Annotated in this window: 20 protein-coding genes and 1 pseudogene; 4 read left to right on the forward strand and 17 right to left on the reverse strand. The window is 72.6% G+C overall.

Annotation, left to right across the window (positions count from 1 at the left end):
• The first annotated feature begins 8 nt into the window (after positions 1–8).
• A complete protein-coding gene (locus tag ACRWNP_RS05885; protein ID WP_431959886.1) occupies positions 9–911 on the forward strand; it encodes a hypothetical protein in 903 nt (300 codons plus the stop codon).
• A 164-nt stretch (positions 912–1,075) separates the two neighbouring features.
• On the opposite strand, the gene ACRWNP_RS05890 is transcribed toward ACRWNP_RS05885, so the two are convergent.
• From ACRWNP_RS05890 to hisI, 16 genes and pseudogenes are all read right to left on the reverse strand, one after another.
• Positions 1,076–2,905 (reverse strand): alkyl/aryl-sulfatase, encoded by a 1,830-nt coding sequence (locus ACRWNP_RS05890; protein WP_431959887.1) that lies wholly within the window; start codon positions 2,903–2,905, stop codon positions 1,076–1,078.
• Between the two features lie 171 nt (positions 2,906–3,076).
• A pseudogene (locus tag ACRWNP_RS05895) lies at positions 3,077–3,265 on the reverse strand (glycoside hydrolase family 113); the annotation flags it as partial.
• Positions 3,266–3,489: 224 nt separating this feature from the next.
• Positions 3,490–4,950: a glutamate synthase subunit beta gene (locus ACRWNP_RS05900; protein ID WP_431959889.1), complete on the reverse strand. Its 1,461-nt coding sequence runs from the start codon at positions 4,948–4,950 to the stop codon at positions 3,490–3,492.
• Complete coding sequence (gene gltB / locus ACRWNP_RS05905) at positions 4,943–9,529, reverse strand: glutamate synthase large subunit (protein ID WP_431960035.1); 4,587 nt, start codon at positions 9,527–9,529, stop codon at positions 4,943–4,945. The genes ACRWNP_RS05900 and gltB overlap by 8 nt, the downstream gene beginning before the upstream one ends.
• A 274-nt stretch (positions 9,530–9,803) precedes the next feature.
• Positions 9,804–10,535 (reverse strand): VIT1/CCC1 transporter family protein, encoded by a 732-nt coding sequence (locus tag ACRWNP_RS05910; protein ID WP_431959890.1) that lies wholly within the window; start codon positions 10,533–10,535, stop codon positions 9,804–9,806.
• A gap of 193 nt (positions 10,536–10,728) precedes the next feature.
• Positions 10,729–11,775: a prolipoprotein diacylglyceryl transferase gene (gene lgt / locus ACRWNP_RS05915; protein WP_431959892.1), complete on the reverse strand. Its 1,047-nt coding sequence runs from the start codon at positions 11,773–11,775 to the stop codon at positions 10,729–10,731.
• A 76-nt stretch (positions 11,776–11,851) separates the two neighbouring features.
• Positions 11,852–12,748 carry a DsbA family protein gene (locus tag ACRWNP_RS05920; protein ID WP_431959893.1) on the reverse strand — a complete coding sequence of 299 codons (897 nt, stop codon included), beginning with the start codon at positions 12,746–12,748 and terminating at the stop codon, positions 11,852–11,854.
• A 75-nt stretch (positions 12,749–12,823) separates the two neighbouring features.
• Positions 12,824–13,633 (reverse strand): tryptophan synthase subunit alpha, encoded by an 810-nt coding sequence (gene trpA, locus ACRWNP_RS05925; protein ID WP_431959894.1) that lies wholly within the window; start codon positions 13,631–13,633, stop codon positions 12,824–12,826.
• Entirely contained in the window at positions 13,630–14,874 is a 1,245-nt protein-coding gene (gene trpB / locus ACRWNP_RS05930) for a tryptophan synthase subunit beta (RefSeq protein WP_431959895.1), read from the reverse strand. The genes trpA and trpB overlap by 4 nt, the downstream gene beginning before the upstream one ends.
• Before the next feature lie 185 nt (positions 14,875–15,059).
• Positions 15,060–15,197: a tryptophan biosynthesis modulator TrpM gene (gene trpM / locus ACRWNP_RS05935; protein ID WP_431959897.1), complete on the reverse strand. Its 138-nt coding sequence runs from the start codon at positions 15,195–15,197 to the stop codon at positions 15,060–15,062.
• 8 nt (positions 15,198–15,205) lie between these two features.
• Complete coding sequence (gene trpC, locus ACRWNP_RS05940) at positions 15,206–16,015, reverse strand: indole-3-glycerol phosphate synthase TrpC (protein WP_431959898.1); 810 nt, start codon at positions 16,013–16,015, stop codon at positions 15,206–15,208.
• A gap of 149 nt (positions 16,016–16,164) precedes the next feature.
• Positions 16,165–16,602, reverse strand: coding sequence for a DUF2752 domain-containing protein (locus ACRWNP_RS05945; RefSeq protein ID WP_431959900.1), 438 nt, complete (start codon positions 16,600–16,602; stop codon positions 16,165–16,167).
• A gap of 87 nt (positions 16,603–16,689) precedes the next feature.
• Positions 16,690–16,902, reverse strand: a complete 213-nt coding sequence (locus tag ACRWNP_RS05950; RefSeq protein ID WP_431959901.1) for an HGxxPAAW family protein — start codon at positions 16,900–16,902, stop codon at positions 16,690–16,692.
• Positions 16,903–17,022: 120 nt separating this feature from the next.
• A complete protein-coding gene (locus tag ACRWNP_RS05955) occupies positions 17,023–17,688 on the reverse strand; it encodes a TIGR02234 family membrane protein (protein ID WP_431959903.1) in 666 nt (221 codons plus the stop codon).
• 58 nt (positions 17,689–17,746) lie between these two features.
• Positions 17,747–19,267 carry an anthranilate synthase component I gene (locus tag ACRWNP_RS05960; RefSeq protein WP_431959904.1) on the reverse strand — a complete coding sequence of 507 codons (1,521 nt, stop codon included), beginning with the start codon at positions 19,265–19,267 and terminating at the stop codon, positions 17,747–17,749.
• Positions 19,268–19,299: 32 nt separating this feature from the next.
• Positions 19,300–19,647: a phosphoribosyl-AMP cyclohydrolase gene (gene hisI / locus ACRWNP_RS05965; RefSeq protein WP_431959905.1), complete on the reverse strand. Its 348-nt coding sequence runs from the start codon at positions 19,645–19,647 to the stop codon at positions 19,300–19,302.
• An 81-nt stretch (positions 19,648–19,728) separates the two neighbouring features.
• Between hisI and ACRWNP_RS05970 the strand changes: the two genes are divergently transcribed.
• Both ACRWNP_RS05970 and ACRWNP_RS05975 read left to right on the forward strand, forming a co-directional pair.
• On the forward strand, positions 19,729–20,511 hold the full coding sequence (locus ACRWNP_RS05970) for a hypothetical protein (RefSeq protein ID WP_431959906.1): 783 nt from the start codon (positions 19,729–19,731) through the stop codon (positions 20,509–20,511).
• A 39-nt stretch (positions 20,512–20,550) separates the two neighbouring features.
• Positions 20,551–21,189: a TIGR03085 family metal-binding protein gene (locus ACRWNP_RS05975; RefSeq protein ID WP_431959907.1), complete on the forward strand. Its 639-nt coding sequence runs from the start codon at positions 20,551–20,553 to the stop codon at positions 21,187–21,189.
• Positions 21,190–21,195: 6 nt separating this feature from the next.
• On the opposite strand, the gene ACRWNP_RS05980 is transcribed toward ACRWNP_RS05975, so the two are convergent.
• Positions 21,196–21,900, reverse strand: coding sequence for a hypothetical protein (locus ACRWNP_RS05980; RefSeq protein WP_431959908.1), 705 nt, complete (start codon positions 21,898–21,900; stop codon positions 21,196–21,198).
• A gap of 118 nt (positions 21,901–22,018) precedes the next feature.
• On the opposite strand from ACRWNP_RS05980, the gene ACRWNP_RS05985 reads away from it, so the two are divergent.
• Positions 22,019–23,206 carry an MFS transporter gene (locus ACRWNP_RS05985; RefSeq protein WP_431959909.1) on the forward strand — a complete coding sequence of 396 codons (1,188 nt, stop codon included), beginning with the start codon at positions 22,019–22,021 and terminating at the stop codon, positions 23,204–23,206.
• Positions 23,207–23,219: the final 13 nt, after the last annotated feature.

A 23,219-nucleotide genomic window follows, 5' to 3' on the forward strand; every position in this document is an offset into this window, starting at 1 on the left:
GAGGCGCCGTGACCGAGCCGTCGTCCAGCCCGATCGAGCACGGCTTCCCGCACCTGGAGAAGGTGCGGGCCGCCCTGACCGCGCTCTACCGGCGGCTGTCGTACGACACGGTGAGCCGCTTCCCGGCGAGTGTGCGCCCGGAGTCGGTGGCGTTCCCCGCGGACGAGGACCTCCATCTGGGCGCCCAGCGGGTGGCCCGGGCCATCGTCGAGCACTTCCGGCTGCCGGAGGCCCGCATGGTGGTCAGCTTCCGGGACATGGTGCACGCGGGCAACGTGGAACTGGCCGCCGGACCGGAGTACTTCGTGGAGCTGCACGCGCGCTTCCGGGACGACCGGCGGGACGTGGGGGCGGTGCTGGCGCACGAGGTCATGCACGTCTATCTGCACCGGCTCGGCCTGGAGTTCCCCGGGGTGCGGGAGAACGAGATCCTCACCGACACCGCCACGACGTATCTGGGCGCGGGCTGGCTACTGCTGGACTCCTACCGGGAGGAGCCGGCGCTTCACGGGGAGCGGCTGACCACGGCCGCGTCCAAGCTGGGCTACCTCACCCCCGAGGAGTTCGGCTACGTCCTGGCCAAGCGGGCACAGGCCTTCGGCGACGACATCGAGCCGTGGCTCACCAGCCCGAGGGCCCAGGAGGCCTACCGGGCCGGGCTGCGGGTCGCCGAGGACGATCTGCGCCATCCGCCGATGGTCGGCTGCGGCTGGGCGGGCCGTCGCCGGTACGCCCACGACCGGCGGCGCGGCGGCGCCTACCCGGCCGCCGGCTACGCCTTCGAGGGCGGCGAGCCCCAGCGGGTCTCCTTTCCCTGCCCCACGTGTCACCAGCGGATCCGGGTGCCCGTACGGGGCCGGGTGAGGGCACGGTGCGGGCTGTGCCGCACCGTGCTGGAGTGCGACACTTGACATCCTCCCCGCCCTATGGGACGGGGATTCCTGGCTCACGTTGGCTGGGGACCAGCGGTCCGCCAGCGCTTACACGATCGGCACCAGCCGGGTTGAGACCAGCCCGGACCCGCATCACGCGGGCGGAGCGAACGGAGCACCTTCTTCACGTGCGTCCACGATCCTCACGGTGTGACGATCCTGAAGTCCTGGTCGGCGGTGTCCAGCAGCCCTACGAGGGTCGCGACCACCTTCAGGTCCCCCTCGTGCTCGACGCCCTCGAAGCGCCCGCCCGCAAGGAGCCGGTGCAGTTCGGGCCGGCTGAGGGTGAGCGTCAGGTCCGCGTGGCGGACGGCGGGCCGCCCGTCCTGGGTGGAGAAGTAGGTGAGGGCGCCGTTGGAGAGGGTCAGGTGCCAGGTGCGGCGCTCGTCGGTGAGGCGCCAGTCGATGGTCAGGTGGACATCCCAGGCTTTGGGGCCGTTGACCCGGATGGCGAGGGAGTCGATGAGCTGGTCGACGGTCAGGGCGGCCATCAGCGCCGGGTTGGCGATGACGACCGGTGTCCGCGTGACGCCCTGCCGCAGTTCCAGGGCGCCCATCAGGTAGAAGTTGCGCCAGGGCCCGTTCTCACAGCCGTGCCCCAGGCGTTCGTAGAGCACGGCCAGCTCCTCCGCCGCGGAGGCGTGCCCGGGGTCGGCGAAGACCGCGTGGCCCAGCAGGGTGACGGCGAAGCGCAGGTCGCCCGCGTCGGCGTACTCCCGTGCCTTGGCGACGGTGGCGTCGGTGCCGCCGAGGCAGTCCACGTAGCGCCGCGCCTCCGCCGCCGGGGGGTGCTGCCACAGGTGGGCCGGGTTGCCGTCGAACCAGCCCATATAGCGCTGGTAGACGGCCTTCACGTTGTGACTGAGGGAGCCGTAGTAGCCGCGGTTGGAGGTGAACCGTTCCAGGGCCGGGGGCAGCGTCAGCTCCTCGGCGATCTCGCTGCCGGTCAGGCCCTGGTTGACCAGCCGCAGGGTCTGGTCGTGGAGGTAGGCGTACAGGTCGCGCTGGTGCGACAGTAGCCGGTGGATGCCCTCTCGGCCCCAGGTCGGCCAGTGGTGCGAGGCGATGACGACGTCGGAGGCGTTGCCGAACAGGACGAGGGCCTCGTTGAGATAGTGCGCCCACAGCCGGGCGTCGCGGACCTGCGCCCCGCGCAGGGTGAGGACGTTGTGCATGGTGTGGGTGGCGTTCTCGGCCATGCACAGCACCCGCTTGCCGGGGAAGTGGAAGTTCATCTCGGCGGGCGCCTCGGCCCCCGGGGTGAGCTGGAAGATGATCCGGACCCCGTCCATCGTCTCGTCCTGCCCGGTGCGGGTGACGTGCACCGTGGGCGGGATCAGGGTGACGGTGCCGGTGGAGGCGGTCTGGCCGAGGCCGCAGCCGATCTGCCCGGCGGGGCCCTTGGGCAGTTCGGAGCCGTACATGTAGACGGCGCGGCGGGTCATCGCGACCCCGGCGTCCACGCTCTCGCCGGCGGCGTGCTCCAGGAAACCGGCCGGGGCGAGGACGGGCACCGGGTCGTGGCCGTGCGGCAGGACGCCGCGGGCACCGCCGAAGTGGTCGACGTGCGAGTGGCTGTAGATGAGGGCGGTGACGGGCCGGTCCCCCCGGTGCTCGCGGTAGAGGGCGAGGGCGGCGGCGGCGCACTCGGCGGAGCGGAGGGGGTCGATGACGACGACCCCGCGGTCACCCTCGACGAGGGTCATGTTCGACAGGTCCAGGCCGCGTACCTGGTAGACCCCCTCGACGACCTCGAACAGCCCCTGTTTGGAGGCGAGCCGGCTCTGTCGCCACAACCCCGGGTGCGCCGTGTCGGGGCACGGGCCCTGCAGGAAGGAGTACGCGTCGCCGTCCCAGACCACCCGGCCGTCGCCGTCGGTGACGCGGCCGGGGGTCAGGGCACCGAGGAATCCCCGGTCGGCGTCGGCGAAGTCCGTCGTGTCGTCGGTTGCGCCGGGCGCGAGAGCCGTCATGACGACACAATGTCAGCGTTTCGTCTGAATTGTCACGCCCATGTGCGCCACCAGCGGCGCAGTACCTCCTCCGCGGGTTCGCCGTGCGGGCCGTACGCGAGCCGGGGCGGCGTCTGCCCGCTGTGCGGCCGGTCGTCCCACATCCGCCAGCACACCTCCGGCCCGCCAGCCCTCCCCGTCCAGGGCGGCGAGCAGCGCTCGGTACGCGGCCGCCTGTTCGGCCTCCCGCAGTTGCCGGCTCACGGTCCAGGAGCACGGCGCCGCGGTCGACCCGCGCCGGCTGACGCAGCCGGCCTCGGTGAACAGCACACGGCGGAGGTCCCGGGCGCAGAAGCCGCCTGCGCCGGCGGCAGGCGGCATGGTGCACGCGTGCCAGGGGCGCGGCGCGGACGGGCCCGGCTGTACGGGGCGCGGACGCTCCGTCAGCTGCCCGCCCCGCGCGGGGCGGCGTGGGCGCCCGCACCGGGGGCGCCCGGGTGGAGTTCCACCACATGGCGGTGCGGCGCCTGCCCCCGGTCGGGTGAGGGCAGGCGCCGCCTTCGTTCCGTACGCCCTTGTACGGGACGTCTCGGGAGTGACGGGGGTCAGACCGTCAGCGGGCGATCCGTCGGGCGGATCGGGGCCGGCAGGATGCTCGCGCCGGTCAGGTAGTGGTCCACCGCGCGGGCCGCGGAACGGCCCTCGGCGATGGCCCACACGATCAACGACTGGCCCCGGCCCGCGTCACCGGCGACGAAGACCCCATCCACGTTGGTGGTGAAGTCCTTGTCGCGGGCGATGTTGCCGCGAGCGTCGAGCTCCAGGCCGAGCTGCTCGACCAGGCCGTTCTTCTGGTCGGTGCCGGTGAAGCCCATGGCGAGGGTGACCAGTTCGGCCGGGATGACCTTCTCGGTGCCGGGCTGCGGGACGAACTTCCCGTCCTTGAACTCGACCTCGACCAGATGCAGCGCCTTGACGTTGCCGTCCTCGTCGCCCTCGAACCGCACGGTGTTGACGGCGTAGACCCGCTCGCCGCCCTCCTCGTGGGCGGAGGTGACCTTGTACGTCATCGGCATGGTCGGCCAGGGCTGGTGCGCCGGGCGCTCGTCCGACGGCCGAGGCATGATCTCCAGCTGGGTGACCGAGCGGGCGCCCTGACGGTGCGCGGTGCCGACGCAGTCGGCGCCGGTGTCGCCGCCGCCGATGACGACCACGTGCTTGCCCTCGGCCGAGACCGGCGGGGTCACGAAGTCGCCCTCCTGCACCTTGTTGGCCAGCGGCAGGTACTCCATGGCCTGGTAGACGCCCTTGAGGTCGCGCCCCTCGACGGGCAGGTCACGCCACTGGGTGGCACCCGCGGCGATGACCACGGCGTCGTAGCGCTTGCGCAGTTTGGCGCCGTCCATGTCGCGGCCGATCTCGACACCGGTGCGGAACTTGGTGCCCTCCGCGCGCATCTGCTCGATGCGGCGGTTGATGTGCCGCTTCTCCATCTTGAACTCGGGGATGCCGTAGCGCAGCAGACCGCCGATACGGTCGGCCCGCTCGTACACCGCGACCGTGTGGCCGGCCCGGGTCAGCTGCTGGGCGGCGGCCAGGCCCGCCGGGCCGGAGCCGATGACGGCGACGGTCTTGCCGGAGAGCCGGTCCGGGGGCTGCGGGGTGACGTCCCCGTTGTCCCAGGCCCGGTCGATGATGGTGACCTCGACGTTCTTGATGGTCACCGCCGGCTGGTTGATGCCGAGCACACAGGCGGACTCGCAGGGGGCCGGGCAGAGGCGGCCGGTGAACTCCGGGAAGTTGTTGGTCGCGTGCAGGCGCTCGCTGGCGGCCTTCCAGTCCTCACGGTAGGCGTAGTCGTTCCACTCGGGGATCAGGTTCCCCAGCGGACAGCCGTTGTGACAGAAGGGGATGCCGCAGTCCATGCAGCGTCCAGCCTGCTTGGTGATGATCGGCAGCAGGCCGCCGGGAACGTAGACCTCGCTCCAGTCCTGCTTGCGCTCCTCTACCGGACGGGTCGGAGCGGTCTCGCGGGGCGTGGTGAGGAAGCCCTTCGGGTCAGCCATTTGCCGCCTCCATCATCTTCGCGACGGTCTCGGACTCGGAGAGCCCGGCTTGCTCGGCGGCGTTCTTGGCGGCGAGCACTGCCTTGTAGTCCCTCGGCATGACCTTGCCGAAGCGGGTGAGGGTGCGGCCCCAGTCGGCGAGCAGGCGCTCGGCGACGGTCGAGCCGGTCTCCTCCTGGTGGCGGCGCACCACGTCGTGCAACCACTTGATGTCGTCGGCGTCCAGTTCCTCGACGTTCACCATGCCGGTGTTGACGTTGTCCGGGTCGAGGTCGAGGACGTACGCGATGCCGCCGGACATGCCCGCCGCGAAGTTGCGGCCCGTCGGGCCGAGCACGAGCGCGCGGCCACCGGTCATGTACTCGCAGCCGTGGTCGCCGACGCCCTCGGACACCACGGTGGCACCGGAGTTGCGGACGCAGAAGCGCTCGCCGGTGGTGCCGCGCAGGAAAAGCTCACCGCCCGTGGCGCCGTAGGCGATCGTGTTGCCCGCGATGGTCGAGTACTCGGCCAGGTGGTCGGCGCCCCGGTCGGGGCGGACGATGATCCGGCCGCCGGACAGGCCCTTGCCCACGTAGTCGTTGGCGTCGCCCTCCAGGCGGAGCGTGATGCCCTTGGGGAGGAAGGCGCCGAAGGACTGGCCGGCGGAGCCGGTCAGGGTGATGTCGACGGTGTCGTCGGGCAGGCCCGCGCCACCGTACCTCTTGGTCACCTCGTGGCCGAGCATGGTGCCGACCGTGCGGTTGACGTTGCGGATCGCGATCTGGGCGCGGACCGGGTCCCCCTTGTCGAGGGCGTCCTTGGCGAGCGCGATCAGCTCGTTGTCGAGCGCCTTGGCCAGGCCGTGGTCCTGGTCGGTGGTGCGGTGCATGGCCGCGCCCTCGGGCAGCTCCGGCACGTGGAAGAGCGGGGCCAGGTCCAGGCCCTGCGCCTTCCAGTGATCGACCGCCGCGGTGGTGTCGATCAGCTCGGCGTGACCGACGGCCTCCTCGATCGAGCGGAAGCCCAGCTCGGCCAGGAGCTCGCGGACCTCCTGAGCGATGAACTCGAAGAAGTTCACCACGTACTCGGCCTTGCCGGAGAAGCGGTCGCGCAGCACCGGGTTCTGGGTGGCGATACCGACCGGACAGGTGTCCAGGTGGCAGACGCGCATCATCACGCAGCCGGACACCACCAGCGGGGCGGTCGCGAAGCCGAACTCCTCGGCGCCCAGCAGGGCGGCGATCACGACGTCGCGGCCGGTCTTCAGCTGGCCGTCCGTCTGCACCACGATGCGGTCGCGCAGGCCGTTGAGCAGCAGGGTCTGCTGCGTCTCGGCCAGGCCCAGCTCCCAGGGGCCGCCCGCGTGCTTCAGCGAGGTCAGCGGGGAGGCGCCGGTGCCGCCGTCGTGGCCGGAGATCAGCACGACGTCCGCGTGGGCCTTGGAGACGCCCGCCGCGACCGTGCCGACGCCGACCTCGGAGACCAGCTTCACGTGGATGCGGGCGGCCGGGTTGGCGTTCTTCAGGTCGTGGATGAGCTGTGCCAGGTCCTCGATGGAGTAGATGTCGTGGTGCGGCGGCGGCGAGATCAGGCCGACGCCGGGGGTGCTGTGCCGGGTCCTGGCCACCCACGGGTAGACCTTGTGGCCGGGCAGCTGGCCGCCCTCGCCGGGCTTGGCGCCCTGGGCCATCTTGATCTGGATGTCGTCGGCGTTGACCAGGTACTCCGAGGTGACGCCGAAGCGGCCGGAGGCGACCTGCTTGATCGCCGAGCGGCGCGCCGGGTCGTACAGGCGGTCCGGGTCCTCGCCACCCTCGCCGGTGTTGGACTTGCCGCCCAGCTGGTTCATGGCGATGGCCAGCGTCTCGTGCGCCTCGCGCGAGATGGAGCCGTACGACATGGCGCCGGTGGAGAACCGCTTGACGATCTCCGAGACCGGCTCGACCTCCTCGACGGGGATCGGGGCGCGCTCGCCGTCCTTGAACGCGAACAGGCCGCGCAGCGTCATCAGGCGCTCGGACTGCTCGTTCACCCGGTCCGTGTACTGCTTGAAGATGTCGTAGCGGCGCGAGCGGGTGGCGTGCTGCAGCCGGAAGACCGTCTCGGGGTCGAACAGGTGCGGCTCACCCTCGCGGCGCCACTGGTACTCGCCGCCGATCTCCAGCCGGCGGTGCGCCGGGGCGATGCCGGAGGCGGGGTAGGCCTTGGCGTGCCGGGCGGCGACCTCCTTGGCGACCACGTCGATCCCGGCGCCGCCGATCTTGGTGGTGGTGCCGTGGAAGTAGGTGTCGACGAAGTCGCCGTCCAGGCCGATGGCCTCGAAGACCTGCGCGCCGCGGTAGGAGGCGACGGTGGAGATGCCCATCTTGGACATCACCTTCAGCACGCCCTTGCCCAACGCCTTGATCAGGTTCTTGATGGCGACCTCGGCCTCGATGCCCGAGATGAAGGTGCCCGCCCGCAGCAGGTCCTCGACGGACTCCATCGCCAGGTACGGGTTGACCGCCGCGGCGCCGTAGCCGATGAGCAGCGCGACGTGGTGCACCTCGCGGACGTCACCGGCCTCGACCAGCAGGCCCACCTGGGTGCGCTGCTTGGTACGGATGAGGTGGTGGTGCACGGCGGAGGTGAGCAGCAGCGACGGGATCGGCGCGTGCTCGGCGTCCGAGTGCCGGTCGGAGAGCACGATCAGCCGGGCGCCGTCCTCGATGGCGTCGTCCGCCTCCGCGCAGATCTCGGCGAGCCGCGCGGCCAGCGCCTCGCCGCCGCCGGAGACCCGGTACAGGCCCGACAGGGTCGCGGCCTTCAGGCCCGGCAGGTCGCCGTCGGCGTTGATGTGGATGAGCTTGGCCAGCTCGTCGTTGTCGATCACCGGGAACGGCAGGGTGATGTTGCGACAGGAGGCCGGGGAGGGCTCCAGCAGATTGCCGGACGGGCCGACGGCGCTGATCAGCGAGGTGACCAGTTCCTCGCGGATGGCGTCCAGCGGCGGGTTGGTGACCTGCGCGAACAGCTGGGTGAAGTAGTCGAAGAGCAGCCGGGGTCGCTCGGACAGCGCCGCGATCGGCGAGTCGGTGCCCATGGAGCCCAGCGGCTCGCCGCCGGTCTTGGCCATCGGCGCCAGGATGACCCGCAGCTCCTCCTCGGTGTAGCCGAAGGTCTGCTGGCGGCGGGTGACCGAGGCGTGGGTGTGCACGATGTGCTCGCGCTCGGGCAGGTCGTTGAGGTGGATCAGGCCGGCGTCCAGCCACTCTTCGTAGGGGTGCTCGGCGGCGAGCTGGGCCTTGATCTCGTCGTCCTCGATGATCCGGTGCCGGACCGTGTCGACAAGGAACATCTTCCCGGGCTGCAGCCGGCCCTTGCGGACCACCTTGTCCGCGGCGATGTCGTCCAGCACGCCGGACTCGGAGGCGAGCACGACCAGGCCGTCGTCGGTGACCCAGTAGCGGCCGGGGCGCAGGCCGTTGCGGTCCAGGACGGCGCCGACGACGCAGCCGTCGGTGAAGGTGACGCAGGCCGGGCCGTCCCAGGGCTCCATCAAGGTGGAGTGGTACTGGTAGAAGGCCCGCCGGGCCGGGTCCATGGAGTCGTGGTTCTCCCACGCCTCGGGGATCATCATCAGCACGCTGTGCGGCAGCGAGCGGCCACCGAGGTGGAGCAGCTCCAGCACCTCGTCGAAGGTCGCCGTGTCCGAGGCGTCCGGGGTGCAGACCGGGAAGATCCGCTCCAGGTCCCCGCCGAAGAGCCCCGAGGCGAGCTGCGACTCGCGGGCGCGCATCCAGTTGCGGTTGCCCTTGACGGTGTTGATCTCACCGTTGTGGGCGACGAAGCGGTACGGGTGCGCCAGCGGCCAGCTGGGGAAGGTGTTGGTGGAGAAGCGGGAGTGCACCAGGGCGATCGCGGTGGCGATGCGTTCGTCGGACAGGTCCGGGAAGAAGGGCTCCAGCTGGCCGGTGGTCAGCATGCCCTTGTAGACGAGCGTCCGGGCCGACAGCGACGGGAAGTAGACGGCCGCCTCGCGCTCGGCGCGCTTGCGGAGCACGAAGGCCGGGCGGTCGAGGTCGATCCCGGACCGGGTGCCCGCGGCGTCCGCGACGAAGAGCTGGGAGAAGTACGGCATCGTCGAGCGGGCCGTGGCGCCGAGGGCGTCGGGGCCGATCGGCACCTCGCGCCAGCCGAGGACGGCGAGGCCCTCCTCGGCGGCCAGCCGCTCGATGGACTCGACGGCCTTGCGGCGGTCCTCGTCCTCGACGGGCAGGAAGGCCGTGCCGACCGCGTACCGGCCTGCGGCGGGGAGCTCGAAGCCGGCGACCGCCCTCAGGAACGCGTCCGGGACCTGCATCAGGATGCCCGCACCGTCGCCGGAGTCCGGCTCGGAGCCGGTGGCCCCGCGGTGCTCCAGGTTGCGCAGCACGGTCAGGGCCTGCTCCACGAGCGCGTGGTCAGCCTCACCGGTGAGGGTGGCCACAAAGCCGACGCCACAGGCGTCGTGCTCGTTGCGGGGGTCGTACATCCCCTGGGGGGCGGGACGCCCGTCCATGTGGGACCGGCCGGAACCGGAGCCGGCGGCCTGGGGGTGCGTGGACGCGGAACGCATCGGCTCTCCCGTCGTCGTCATCTGGCATATGACATGCGCACTAGGGACGACGTTGGCCCTCTGCGATTTCGTGCAGGTTACATGATGGCCCGATGGCCGAAAAGTGGATACCTGGTTCCATCATGTGGACTGGACAGCGCTACGAGCAGGCAGTACGGGCCAGCATCGCTCACGTGAGACGTAGGCGACACTGCCCACGGCGCCACAGACTGATGCCCTGTGTCGGTCGCGCTGAAACGAGCGGGAAACACGTGGCTTGTGGCCGTTACCCGGCTCAACCGACGGCGGTGCCGAACAGCGCGCCCAGAACGAAGGTAACCCCGGCGGCGGCTCCGCCCAAGACGAGCTGCCGAAGTCCGCTGAACCACCAGTTGCGCGCGGTCACACGGGCCACAGCCGCCCCGCAGAGGAAGAGGCCGATCAGCGCGACGATCACGGCGGGCCAGACCACCGTTGCGCCGAACAGGTACGGGAGTACCGGCAGCAGGGCGCCGACACCGAAGGACAGGAACGAGGAACCGGCCGCGACCAGCGGCGACGGCAGGTCGGTCGGGTCGACGCCCAGTTCCTCGCGGGCGTGGATCTCCAGGGCCTGCTCGGGGTCCCTGGACATCTGCCGGGCCACCTCTTCGGCCAGCTCCGGCTCGACGCCCCGGGCGACGTACAGGGCGGCCAGTTCGCGCAGCTCGTCCTTGGGATTGCGGCGCAGTTCCAGCCGCTCGACGTCCAGCTCGGCCTGGACCAGTTCCCGCTGGGAGGCGACCGAGGTGTACTCGCCCGCGGCCATCGAGAACGCGCCCGCCGCGAGTCCCGCCAATCCGGTGATCACGATGGTGGAGGGGGCGACGTTGCCGCCGGCGACGCCGGTCATGAGCGCGAGGTTCGACACCAGACCGTCCATCGCACCGAACACGGCCGGACGCAGCCAGCCGCCGTTCACGTCCCGGTGGGTGTGGTGCGCGACGTGATACGGCGCGACCTGCTCATCCTCCACGGCTGACGGCATGGTCCAGTTGCTCCTTCCCCGGGGCGGCGATCCCCGCGTCCCTCCCTCGAACACCTCGACCGTACGCTCGAATTCCCTGCGCTTCCAGCAAGGAAAGCCTGCCTTACCTGCGAAAACGCGTCTAAGAGGGGAAACGCCGCGGCCGCCGTCACCGGGGTGGTGAACGGCGGCCGCGGGTTGCGCGACGTGCGCGTCAGAGGTTCTTGGCGGTCTTGGCCCCGGCGTCGACGGCCGCGGCGCCGTCCTCCTCGTCCCGGTTCTGATCGGACTCCGCTTCGCCGGCTTCCGTCTTCTTCGCGTCAGCCGCGTGCCCGTCCGCGTCCTTGGCGTCCACGTCCTTGGCGTCCTTGGCGTCCTTGGTGTCCTTGGCGTCGGGGTCCGTCCCCTGCGCGGAGGCGTCGGCTGCGGCGACGGCCGCCGGCTCGACGACCTCCTCACGGCCCGGCCGCAGCTTCGCCGAGACCACGATGTAGGCCACGGCGGCGGCGAAGACCAGGATGGACGTCCAGTCGTTCAGGCGCAGGCCCAGGACGTGGTGCGCGTCGTCGACGCGCAGGTACTCGATCCAGAAGCGGCCGACGGTGTACGCCGCGACGTAGAGCGCGAAGGCGCGGCCGCGGCCGAGGCTGAAGCGGCGGTCGGCCCAGATGACCAGCAGGGCCACGCCGACGCACCACAGCGACTCGTACAGGAAGGTCGGGTGGTACGTCGCGACGTCCAGGCTGTCCGCCGGCCGGTGGGCACTGTCGATCTTCAGCGCCCAGGGCAGATCAGTGGCGCGCCCGTAGAGCTCCTGGTTGAACCAGTTGCCCCAGCGGCCGATGGCCTGGGCGAAGGCGATACCGGGCGCCACGGCGTCGGCGTACGCGGGCAGCGAGATGCCACGGCGCCGGCAGGCGATCCAGGCACCGAGGGCCCCCAGGGCGATGGCCCCCCAGATGCCGAGGCCGCCCTCCCAGATCTTGAACGCGTTGACCCAGTCCTTGCCCTCGCCGAAGTAGAGCTCGTAACTGGTGATCACGTGGTAGAGGCGACCGCCGACCAGGCCGAACGGCACGGCCCAGACGGCGATGTCCGCGACCGTGGTCTTCAGTCCGCCGCGGGCGGCCCATCGCCTGCCGCCGAGCCATACGGCCACGAAGACACCGATGATGATGCAGAAGGCATAGCCGCGCAGAGGGATGGGGCCGAGGTGGATGACCCCGCGCGACGGGCTGGGAATGAAGGCGATGAGTTCCATGGCACTGCCGACGCTACCGTGCCGGGCGGGTGCGGCGGGCACCCGCCCGGCAACGGCTGGATAACGGGAGGCACGCTCAGCCGCTCTGCGAGGCCGGGGCAGAGCCCTGCGCGGGGGCCGAGCCGCTCCCCGGTCCCGAAGCGCCCGGGGCCCCGGACGCGCTCTTCGGGGTGGCGCCCTGGGTCGCGGTGCCGGGCTTCTTGCCCTTGTTGGCCTCGGTGACCAGCTGCTTCAGCCGGTCCGCGGTCAGGTTGGGCTGGCCCTTGCCGAGCAGGTTATCCCCGCCGTTGAGCAGGATGGTGGGCGTGGAGTTGAAGCCGGCGGCGCCGAAGGCCTCGTTGTTGGCGTTCACCCAGTCGTCGTACGTGCCGTCCTTCACGCAGGTGGTGAAGGCGGGCGTCTTCAGCCCCGGCACCTTGCCCGCCAGCTCCAGCAGGTAGGTCTTGTCGGCGAAGCGGTCGTCGTTCTCCTCCGGCTGGTTCTGGTAGAGGACGTCGTGGTACGCGCGGAACTTGCCCTCGTCCTGCGCGCAGGCCGCGGCGTTGGCGGCGTTGAGCGAGCCGGTGCCGCCAAGGTTCCCGTCGATCAGCCGGACGAGGTGATACTCGACCTTGAGCTGGCCCTGGTCCTGGAGTCCGTGGATGGTGTCGCGGAGCTCCTTCTCGTAGGCCGCGCAGGCCGGGCACCGGAAGTCCTCGTACACGGTCAGGGTGGACGGGGCGTCGCTCGCTCCGTTCGGGAGGGCCAGCTTGTCCTTGCCCGTCGCGCCCACCGGGGTGACGGCCGGGGCACCGGCACCGCCGCCGCTGTTGGCCACCACGACCCCGATGATCGCGCCGATGGCCAGGACCCCCACCACGGAGCCGGCGACGATCGCCGTCCTCTTGCGCTTCTGCCGCCGCTGGTCCACCGCGCGCTGCTCCTGCAGCCGGTCCCGGGCACTGCGCTTTCCTTCACGGTTCTTCTCGCTCACACCCAGGCACAACGAACCGGGGGCACGCTCACGCGTACCCCCGGCCCATGTTTCGCCCGGAAGAGTGAGGCGCAGCTACCGGCGGACGCCCCGGGCGAGGTCCGCCGCCAGCTCGCGCACGCCGGCGAGGCCCCGCTCCAGGTCCGGCGCGTCCAGCAGCCGCTTGACGAACGCCGAGCCGACGATCACCCCGTCCGCGAAGCCCGCCACCTCCGCCGCCTGGGCGGCGTTGGAGACGCCCAGCCCCACGCAGACCGGCAGCTCGGTCCGGGCACGGGTGCGCCGCACAAGGTCGGCCGCCTCCGCACCGACGCTCTCACGGGTGCCGGTGACGCCCATCAGCGAGGCCGCGTAGACGAAGCCGGAGCCCGCCGCCGTGATCTTCGCCAGTCGCTCGTCCCGGCTGCTCGGGGCCACCACGAACACGGTGGCCAGTCCGTGCTGCTCGGCGGCCTTCCGCCACACCTCGGACTCCTCCACCGGCAGGTCCGGCAGGATGCAGCCGGCGCCGCCGGCCTCCGCCAGCCCGGCGGCGAAGCGCTCGGCGCCGTAGCGGTCGACCGGGTTCCAGTAGGTCATGACCAGGATCGGCTTCCCGGACGCGGCGTGCGCCTCGCGCACCGTGCGCAGCACGTCCTTGATCCGTACGCCGCCGCGCAGCGCGATGTCGTCCGCGGTCTGGATGACCGGGCCGTCCAGCACGGGGTCGCTGTGCGGCAGGCCGATCTCGACGACGTCGGCACCGCCCTCCAGCGCCGCCTTCGCCGCCTCGATGCCACCCTCGACAGTCGGGAACCCCGCCGGGAGGTAGGCCACCAGGGCGGCGCGGCCCTCGGCCCTGGCGCCGGCCAGGGTCCGGTCCAGCAGCTCGATCTGCCCGCTCACCGCTGCGCTCCTTCAGCCTCGTCGTACAGCCCGAAGTAGCGGGCGGCCGTGTCCATGTCCTTGTCGCCGCGCCCGGAGAGGTTGACCAGGAGCAGGCCCTTCTCGCCGACCTCCCGGCCGGCCTGCAGCGCGCCGGCGAGCGCGTGGGCGCTCTCGATGGCCGGAATGATGCCCTCGGTGCGGGACAGCAGGCGCAGCGCCTGCATCGCCTCGTCGTCGGTGACCGGGCGGTACTCGGCCCGGCCGGTCTCCTTGAGGTAGGCGTGCTCGGGGCCGATGCCGGGGTAGTCCAGGCCGGCCGAGATCGAGTACGGCTCGGTGATCTGGCCCTCGTCGTCCTGCAGGACGTAGCTGCGGGAGCCGTGCAGGATGCCGGGCTCGCCGACGGTCAGGGTCGCCGCGTGCTCACCGGAGTCCACGCCGTGGCCGGCCGCCTCCAGACCCAGCAGGCGCACCCCCTCGTCCGGGATGAAGGCGTGGAACAGGCCGATCGCGTTGGATCCGCCCCCCACGCAGGCGGCGACCACGTCCGGCAGTCGGCCCGCGCGCTCCAGGATCTGGCGGCGCGCCTCGACGCCGATGACGCGGTGGAAGTCGCGCACCATCGCCGGGAAGGGGTGCGGGCCCGCGACCGTGCCGAAGAGGTAGTGGGTGCGGTCGACGTTGGCGACCCAGTCGCGGAACGCCTCGTTGATCGCGTCCTTCAGGGTGCGGCTGCCCGACTTCACGGGGATGACCTCGGCACCGAGGATGCGCATGCGGGCCACGTTGAGTGCCTGGCGCTCGGTGTCGACCTCGCCCATGTAGACGGTGCACTCCAGGCCGAACAGGGCGCAGGCGGTGGCCGTGGCCACGCCGTGCTGGCCGGCGCCGGTCTCGGCGATGACCCGGGTCTTGCCCATGCGCTTGGTGAGCAGCGCCTGGCCCAGCACGTTGTTGATCTTGTGCGAGCCGGTGTGGTTGAGATCCTCCCGCTTGAGGAAGACCCGTGCCCCGCCGGCGTGCTCCGCGAAGCGCGGCACCTCGGTGAGCGGGCTGGGGCGGCCGGTGTAGTGCACCAGCAGGTCGTTCAGTTCCGCGGCGAAGGCGGGGTCGGACTTCGCCTTGTCGTACTCCACGGCGACCTCGTCCACGGCGGCGACCAGCGCCTCCGGGATGAACTTGCCGCCGAACCGGCCGAAGTAGCCGTCGGCGCTGGGCACCCGGCCCTCGGGGTCGGGGATGAAGAAGTCTTCGGACATGTCGTTCTCGGCTCCTTCGGGGGCACGTCGGGGCCCCCAGGGTCTGGCGTACCGATGGTCACGTCACGGCGCGGTGGGCGCCGTCGGCGGCATGCGCGCCCCCGGCCGGGGAACACGGCGGAGCTCACCGGCGGGACGCCGGTGAGCACACCCGTGCCCCGGTCATCGGGAGGACGGCGCTGCCGTCAACGCCATCGGCGCCCGTTGATCTGACCCGGCTCGCAGCCGATGTGGTAGCGCACGCGGCGACCGAGGACGCGCCGCGCCGGCGCGCGGCAGCCACGGGGACGGCAGCCCCGGGCCAGTCGCGCGTAGGTCGTCATGGTGCCGGTCAGCCCCGCCCGTGGCGCAGCGCGGGGTGCGCGCCGGCGGCGACGAGGTCGGCCACGGCGCCCTTGGGGTCGCGGCCGGTCACCAGGGACTCGCCGACGAGGACCGCGTCGGCGCCGTCGTTGGCGTAGGCGATGAGGTCGTGCGGGCCGCGGACCCCGGACTCGGCCACCTTGACGATGTGGTCCGGGATCTCCGGGGCGACGCGGGCGAAGGTGCCGCGGTCGACCTCGAGGGTCTTGAGGTCGCGCGCGTTGACGCCGATGACGCGGGCGCCCGCGTCGACGGCCCGTTCGGCCTCCTCCTCGTCGTGCACCTCGACCAGCGGGGTGAGCCCGATGGACTCGGCCCGCTCGACCAGCGAGACCAGCGCGTCCTGCTCCAGCGCGGCGACGATCAGCAGCGCCAGGTCAGCGCCGTAGGCACGGGCCTCCCAGAGCTGGTAGGCGGTGACGATGAAATCCTTGCGGAGCACGGGGATGTCGACCTTGGCCCGGACGGCCTCCAGGTCGGCCAGCGAGCCGCCGAAGCGGCGCTGCTCGGTGAGGACCGAGATGACCGCGGCACCGCCCGCCTCGTAGTCCGCGGCGAGGCCCGCGGGGTCGGCGATGGCGGCGAGGGCGCCCTTGGAGGGGCTGGACCGCTTGACCTCGCAGATGACCTTGACGCTGTCCCCCCGCAGGGCCGCCACGCCGTCCTTGGCGTCGCGTGCCTTCGCCGCCCGCTCCTTGAGCTCGTCGAGGGAGACCCGGGCCTGCCGCTCGGCGAGGTCCTCGCGGACGCCGTCGATGATCTCGTCGAGCACACTCACGCGAGAGGACCCCTTCCGAAAAGCGAAACGATCAAGCCAGTGAGATGTTCCACCAGCACTGCGATGGTAACCGCCGGGGGGCGGAGGACCCGCATCCGGCGGAGCGCCGAGCCACCCGGCGGACGACCCGGGCGCCCCATCGACGCGGGTCAGGGCGCCAGCGCGGCCCCGAACGGAAGGTTCCGGACGACGGTGAAGAGCAGCGCGACGCCCGCGATCGCCCACCAGTGGACGGCCCGCAGCGGGAGCACGAACGGCCTGCCGCGCAGCACCCGGGTGAGCCAGACCGTCCACACCACGGCGAAGAGCACGTAGCCCGCCACGGCCAGCGCGTTGAGGCCGAGCGCCGTGCCGAAGTCGCCGTGCACGACCGCGTACGCGCTGCGCAGTCCGCCGCAGCCCGGGCAGTACAGGCCCGTGTAGTGCAGCAGGGGGCAGACCGGGTAGTGCCCGGCCTCATTCGGGTCGAAGGTGCCGACGTACGCGAAGGCGGCGGCGACACCGCCGAGGACGCCCAGCGGGGCGGCGAGGGCAATCGGCTTCGGCCTGGCGGCAGTCTCGGTCACGCGGTGATTGTCCCGCGCCATGGCCGCCGGGGACACCCGGGGTGGCCGGAAAGCGCGGAGCCACCGCCGGCGGATGCGCCGGCGGCGGCTCCGTAGTGCGTGCTGCGCTCAGCCGCGCTGCTTCTCCGGCATCGGCTTGCCGAGACCCGCGGCGCGCATGCCGAGACCGATCAGACCGCCGAGGGCGGCGACCGCCAGGCCGGCGAACATCCCGATCGGCTCCGCCAGGACGACGAAGGCAGCCGCGACGCAGAAGCCGATGAAGGCGATGGTCACGCCGGTCCAGGCGGCAGGGGTGTGTCCGTGGCTGTTGCCCGCCATGAGTGCTCCCAAGTCGTTCTACAAAAGGGTCGTCAGTTCGTTCGCCCGCGCGATGACGCGCGTCACGCGCCATTGTCCCCCGTTCCGCTCACGCTCCGCGCGCGGGGGTGGCCCGGCGCGTCAGGAGGTCTCGGTTGGGTCCTCGCCGCGGTCCAGCGCCTTCCACAGGTCCTCGGGGCGCTCCTCCCCGGCGGCGGGTGCGGGGGTGCGGCCGGGACGCGCCGCCCCGGGGGTGTCACGGTCGTACCGGTTCGACATGGCGGGCCAGGTCCGCGCGCGCAGGAGGGCCACGGCGCCGGCGAGCAGCAGCAGCGCGCCGCCCGCCGCCGAGACACCCGGCCAGGCGCTGGTGGCGGCCCCGGTGACGGTCGTACGGGACAGGCCGCTGGCCGTCGCGGCGGCCGCGTCCAGGGCCGAGGTGTCGCCGAGCGCGAGCAGCGCCGCCGCCAGTGCCCCGGCCCCGCACAGCGCGAGCAGCCCCCCGACGATCAGCCGGGCCGCTCCCCGTACGGCGAAGACCGCCACCAGGGCGGCCAGGCCCACCAGCGCGAGCGCGCCCGGCACTGCGGTGACCTGGTGGCCGGAGACGCTGACCGGCATCCCGCCGTCGGCGAACGGGGCGCTGCCCTTCTGCCAGGTCTTGCCCGAGGCCAGGAGCACGACCGCGGCGCCGAGCACACCGCTCGCCAGTGCGAGCAGGAGACTGCCGCGGCCGACCGCCGGGCGGGGTGCGGGCTCGGCGGCCGGTTCGGCGACGGTGTGGGGCTGGGGCACGGAACTGCTCACCCGACCACTATCCCCCGTCGCTCCCCCGCCCCGGCACGCGGGGCCCGTCCGGCGGCGGTCACGCCCCGGTGCGCATCCGGCCTGCGGTGGCGACGGCGCGGAGCACCGCGGCGGCCTTGTTGCGGCACTCGGTGTCCTCGCTGGCGGGGTCGGAGTCGGCGACGATGCCGGCGCCTGCCTGCACGTAGGCGGTCCCGTCGCGCAGCACCGCGGTGCGGATCGCGATGGCGGTGTCGGAGTCCCCGGCGAAGTCCAGGTAGCCCACGGCGCCGCCGTACAGGCCGCGCCGGGTGGGCTCCAGTTCGTCGATGATCTGCATCGCGCGCGGCTTGGGCGCCCCCGACAGGGTGCCCGCGGGGAAGCAGGCGGTGAGGACGTCGAAGGCCGTGCGGCCGGCGCCGAGGCTGCCGGTGACGGTGGAGACGATGTGCATGACGTGGCTGTAGCGCTCGATCGACATGAAGTCGACGACTTCGACGCTGCCCGGCTCGCAGACCCTTCCGAGGTCGTTGCGGCCCAGGTCGACGAGCATCAGGTGCTCGGCGCGCTCCTTGGGGTCGGCGAGCAGTTCGTCGGCGAGCGCCTGGTCCTCCTGCGGCGTCGCGCCGCGCGGCCGGGTGCCGGCGATGGGGTGCACCATGGCCCGGCCGTCCTCGACCTTCACCAGCGCCTCGGGGCTGGAGCCGACGACGTCGAATCCGTCGAAGCGCAGCAGGTACATGTACGGCGAGGGGTTGGTCGCCCGCAGCACGCGGTAGACGTCGAGCGCGCTCGCCGGGCAGGGCGTCTCGAACCGCTGCGAGGGCACGACCTGGAAGGCGTCGCCGGCCCGGATGTACTCCTTGGTCGTCTCCACCGCGGCCTGGTAGGCGGCCCCCCCGAAGCGCGAGGTGACCTCCTCCGGGAGCCGGGACGGCGGCAGTTGGGCGGGCGCGGAGTCCACGGGGCGGGCCAGGTCGGCGGTCATGGCGTCCAGCCGCCGCACGGCCTCGGCGTACGCCTCGTCGACTCCGGTGTCGAGGTCGTTGTGGTTGATCGCGTTGGCGATCAGCAGCACCGAGCCGTCCCAGTGGTCGAGGACCGCCAGGTCGGAGGTGAGCAGCATGGTGAGCTCGGGCAGCCCCAGGTCGTCGCGGGCGTGGTCGCCGATGCGCTCCAGGCGGCGTACGACGTCGTAGCCGAGGTAGCCGACCATGCCCCCGGTGAACGGCGGCAGCCCGGCGTCGTCGTGCAGGTCTCGCGGGGTGTGCAGGGCCTCGACGGTGGCCCGCAGCGCCTCCAGCGGGTCGCCGCCGGCCGGCACGCCCATCGGGGGCGTGCCGAGCCAGTGGGCCTGGCCGTCGCGTTCGGTCAGGGTGGCGGCGCTGCGGACGCCGACGAAGGAGTAACGCGACCACGAGCGGCCGTTCTCCGCGGACTCCAGCAGGAAGGTGCCGGTCCGTTCGGCCGCGAGCTTCCGGTACAGACCGACCGGGGTGTCCCCGTCGGCCAGCAGCTTCCTGCTGACCGGGATCACCCGGCGGTCCTGTGCCAGCTTGCGGAAGGTGTCGAGGTCGGGGGTGACGGTGCCCGTGGTCATGGTCCGCAGCCTAGTGCCCGGGGGCGGCCGGTTCAGGCCGGCGGCAGTTCACCGGCGTCGAAGCAGGTGCGGTCGCCGGTGTGGCAGGCCGCGCCGACCTGGTCGACCTTGACCAGGATCGTGTCGCCGTCGCAGTCCAGGGCTACGGACTTCACGTGCTGGACGTGCCCGGAGGTATCGCCCTTGACCCAGTACTCCTGGCGGCTGCGGCTCCAGTAGGTGCAGCGGCCGGTGGTGAGGGTGCGGTGCAGCGCCTCGTCGTCCATCCATCCGAGCATGAGGACTTCGCCGGTGTCGTACTGCTGCGCGACGGCGGGCACGAGGCCGTCGGCGGTGCGCTTGAGACGGGCGGCGACGGCGGGGTCGAGCGGGGATTCCATACCCCCATTCTGCCCGCTCCGGGCGACGTGACTTCGGCTCCTGCTCCCACCCCGGTCACCCGCATGGGGCATGCTTCGTCCATGAGTTTTCCTCCGCCGTCGCCGCCCGACGACCCGCGCCCCGGACAGGGCGGCGGTTTTGGGCCGCCCCCGGGGGGTTTCGGCCCGCCGCAGCACCAGCCCCAACCGCAGTACCAGCCGCAGCCGATGCCGCCGTACCAGAACCAGTCGCATTTCCCCGGACCGCCGCAGCAGGGCGGCGGTTACGGCTACCCGCCCCCGCCGCAGCCGCCGCGCAGCGGTGGTGGCGCGAAGGTCGCCGCGATAGTCATCGGCGCGATCGTCCTGGCAGCCGTCGTCGTCGGCGGTCTGGCGGTCGCGCTGAGCGGCGGCGAGGACGACGACAAGGGCGCCACCGGTTCCACGAGCAGCAGCCCCACCGCCTCGGCCCCCACCACCGAGGACACGGCGACCGCGTCCACGCAGCCGGACCCCTCGGAGACCTTCCGCAAGTACGTCGTGCTCAGCCCCGGCCAGTGCTTCGACGACCCGGGCCTGGACAGCAGCGTCACCGAGGTCACGACGGTCTCCTGCAACGGACCGCACGACGCCGAGGTCATCGCCAACGAGACCATCACGGGCACCTTCGCCACCGAGGGCGCGCTCAAGGCCAAGGTCCTGAAGCTGTGCGAGGCGGACGCCGCGAAGCGCCTGAAGAACGTCAAGGACAACCCGGGGTACTTCTACTACGCGCTGTACCCGAAGCTCACGGGCTACCAGTTGCAGGGCAAGGACACCGTCTCGTGCTCCCTGACCCTCAGCAACCGGCCGGACGGCAAGAAGCTGACCAAACCGCTGCCGTAGCTGCTGCCCGCAGGCGGGGGCCGGACGTAAGCTGACGGTATGTCGACTCATGCCCAGCGTGAACGTCTGCTCCTCGCCGACCTGCTGGACAGTGCCGGACCCGAGGCGCCAACCCTCTGCGAGGGCTGGACCACCCGCGATCTCGCCGCCCACATCGTGGTGCGGGAGCGCCGTGGTGACGCCTCGGCCGGCCTGGTCATCCCCTTCCTCGCGGACCGGTCGGAGCGCGTGCGCAAGGAGTTCGCGGAACGCCCCTACCAGGAACTGATCCGGCTGATCCGCACCGGGCCGCCGCGGCTGTCACCGTTCGCCCTCAAGCAGATCGACGAGGCGGCCAACACCGTCGAGTTCTACGTCCACGCCGAGGACGTGCGCCGGGCCCAGCCGGACTGGTCCCCGCGTGAACTCGACCCCGTCTTCGCCGACCTGCTCTGGTCCCGTCTGGAGCGCTCCGCCCGCCTGCTGGGCCGCAAGGCCCCGGTCGGCGTGGTGCTGCGCCGTCCGGACGGCCAGACCGCGGTGGCACACCGCGGCGCCCCGGTCGTCACCGTCACCGGGGAGCCCGGCGAGCTGCTGCTGTTCGCCTTCGGCCGGCAGGACTCCGCCCGGGTGGAGACGGAGGGCGACAAGGACGCGGTGACCCGGCTGTACGACGCCAGGCTGGGGATCACCGCCTGAGTCCGGCTACCCGGGGCGGCGGGCGAGTTCCGCCCGCCGCAGCGCCGGCGCGGCGAGTCCCACGACGGCCCCCGCGGCCGCGACCGCCGTACTGGCGACGAACACCGGCGCCGGGCCCCAGGCGCCGATGGCGGCACCGGTGAGCGGAAAGCTCATCGGTGCGACGCCGAGCGAGAACAGGGCGGCCACCGAACCGACCCGGCCGAGGTAGGCGGGGTCGGTGAGGGTCTGCAGCAGGGCTCCGCACAACGCGCCGCTCAGTCCCGCCACCAGGCCGCCCACGACCGCGACGGCGACCGCCCCCGGCAGCACGGGGACGAAGACGAACCCGGCCACCGCGGCCGCCCCCAGTCCCGGGCAGCAGGCCTGGGCCAGCCCGGCACGCGGCAGTCGGCCGCGCACCGTCAGCAGCAGCGAGGCGGCGCCCGCCCCGGCGCCGAAGCCGCTGACGATCCAGCCGAGCCCGGCGGTGCCCCAGCCCCGGCCGGCGGCGACCAGTGTGAGGCCGATGTCGAACGGCCCGGCGAAGCCGCGTTCGCCGACCGCGATGACGACCACGAGCACGGTGAGCACGTGCCGTCCGCGTATGGAGCGCAGGCCCTCCACCAAGTCCCGCCACGCGGTGCCGCCCGCCCGTGCGGCCCGGTCGTCGGGCGGCGGCGGGGCGACGCGGACGGCGAGCAGCAGCACCAGCGAGACCGCGAACAGCACCCCCGCGACCGGCTGGTTCGGCCCGGAGGACCTCGAACGTCTGAAGGAGAACCGCGCGCCTGGTGAGACCCTGGTGCACGACGTGATCGCCGCAGCGCTCGACCTCCGTGGGTGACGTGTGCCATACCTGAAACTGCTCCGCCGGCCCCATGTGGGCCGGGTGCTGTCCGGTTCGCTCGTCGGACGGCTGCCGACCGCCATGGCGGCCCTGGCCATCGCCCTGGCGCTGCGCGCGGCGGGCGCCGACTACCGACTGGTCGGCGCCGCAGGGGGCGTCTACGCGGTGTCCGGAGCGATCGGCGGGCCGCTGCTCGGTCGCTGGGTCGACCGGCTGGGCCAGCCGCGTGTGCTGATCGTCTCCTCGCTGGTCTCGGCCGCCGGCTTCGCGGCGCTGGCCGCCGCACCGGGCAGCACGGCGGTGGCGGTGCTCAGCCCGGCCGTCGCCGGGGCCGCGTCGCCGCCGCTGGAGCCGTGCCTGCGCGCGCTGTGGCCCGATCTGGTGGAGCCGGACGAACTGGAGTCGGCGTACGCCGTGGACGCGGGCGCGCAGGAACTGGTCTTCATCGGCGGCCCGCTGCTCGTCGGCGGGCTGGCCGTGGCCGGCCCGGCCCGGCTGGCGCTGCTGGCCGCGGCCGTCCTCGGGGTGGTGGGCGCGATCTGCGTCGCGACCTCCGCGCCGTCCCGTGCCTGGGCCTCCGCCGCGCGTTCCGTCCACTGGCTGGGGCCGCTGCGCAGCCGGGCCCTGGTGGTGCTGCTGTGCGCGCTGACCGGCTGCGGCTGGGCGCTGGGCACGTTCAACGTCCTCGCCGTCGCCTACGCCGAGCGGCACCCGTTGCCCGGCGGCGCCGGAACCCTGCTGGCGCTGAACTCCACCGGCGCCCTGGTCGGCGCCCTGCTGATCGCCGCCCTGCCCTGGCGGGCGGACGCGGCCACCAAGGCGGCCGTCACCGGCGCCGGGATGGCCGTCACCTTCTGGCCCTTCACCCTGGTCCCCGGCCCGCTGCCGATGGCGCTGGTCGCCCTGCTCAGCGGGGTGTTCTTCGCGCCGCTGCTCACCATGGTCTTCGGCCTCACCGGCGAACTGGCCCCGGCGGGCACCGTCACCGAGGCCTTCGCCTGGCTGGTCACCCTGGTCACCACGGGCATCGCGGGCGGTTCCGCCGTCAGCGGGCTGATCCTCGCCGACGGCTCCCTCCCGGCGGCCGCCGTCAGCGCCGCGAGCGGCGTCACCCTCTCCGCCCTCACCCTCGCCGCCGCGCGCCCCGTCCTGGCCCGCGACCGCGCCGCCGTCCAGCCCGCCGGTTAGGCCCGGGGGGTGC

This window comes from Actinacidiphila sp. bgisy160 (genome assembly GCF_965342435.1).
GTDB lineage: Bacteria > Actinomycetota > Actinomycetes > Streptomycetales > Streptomycetaceae > Actinacidiphila.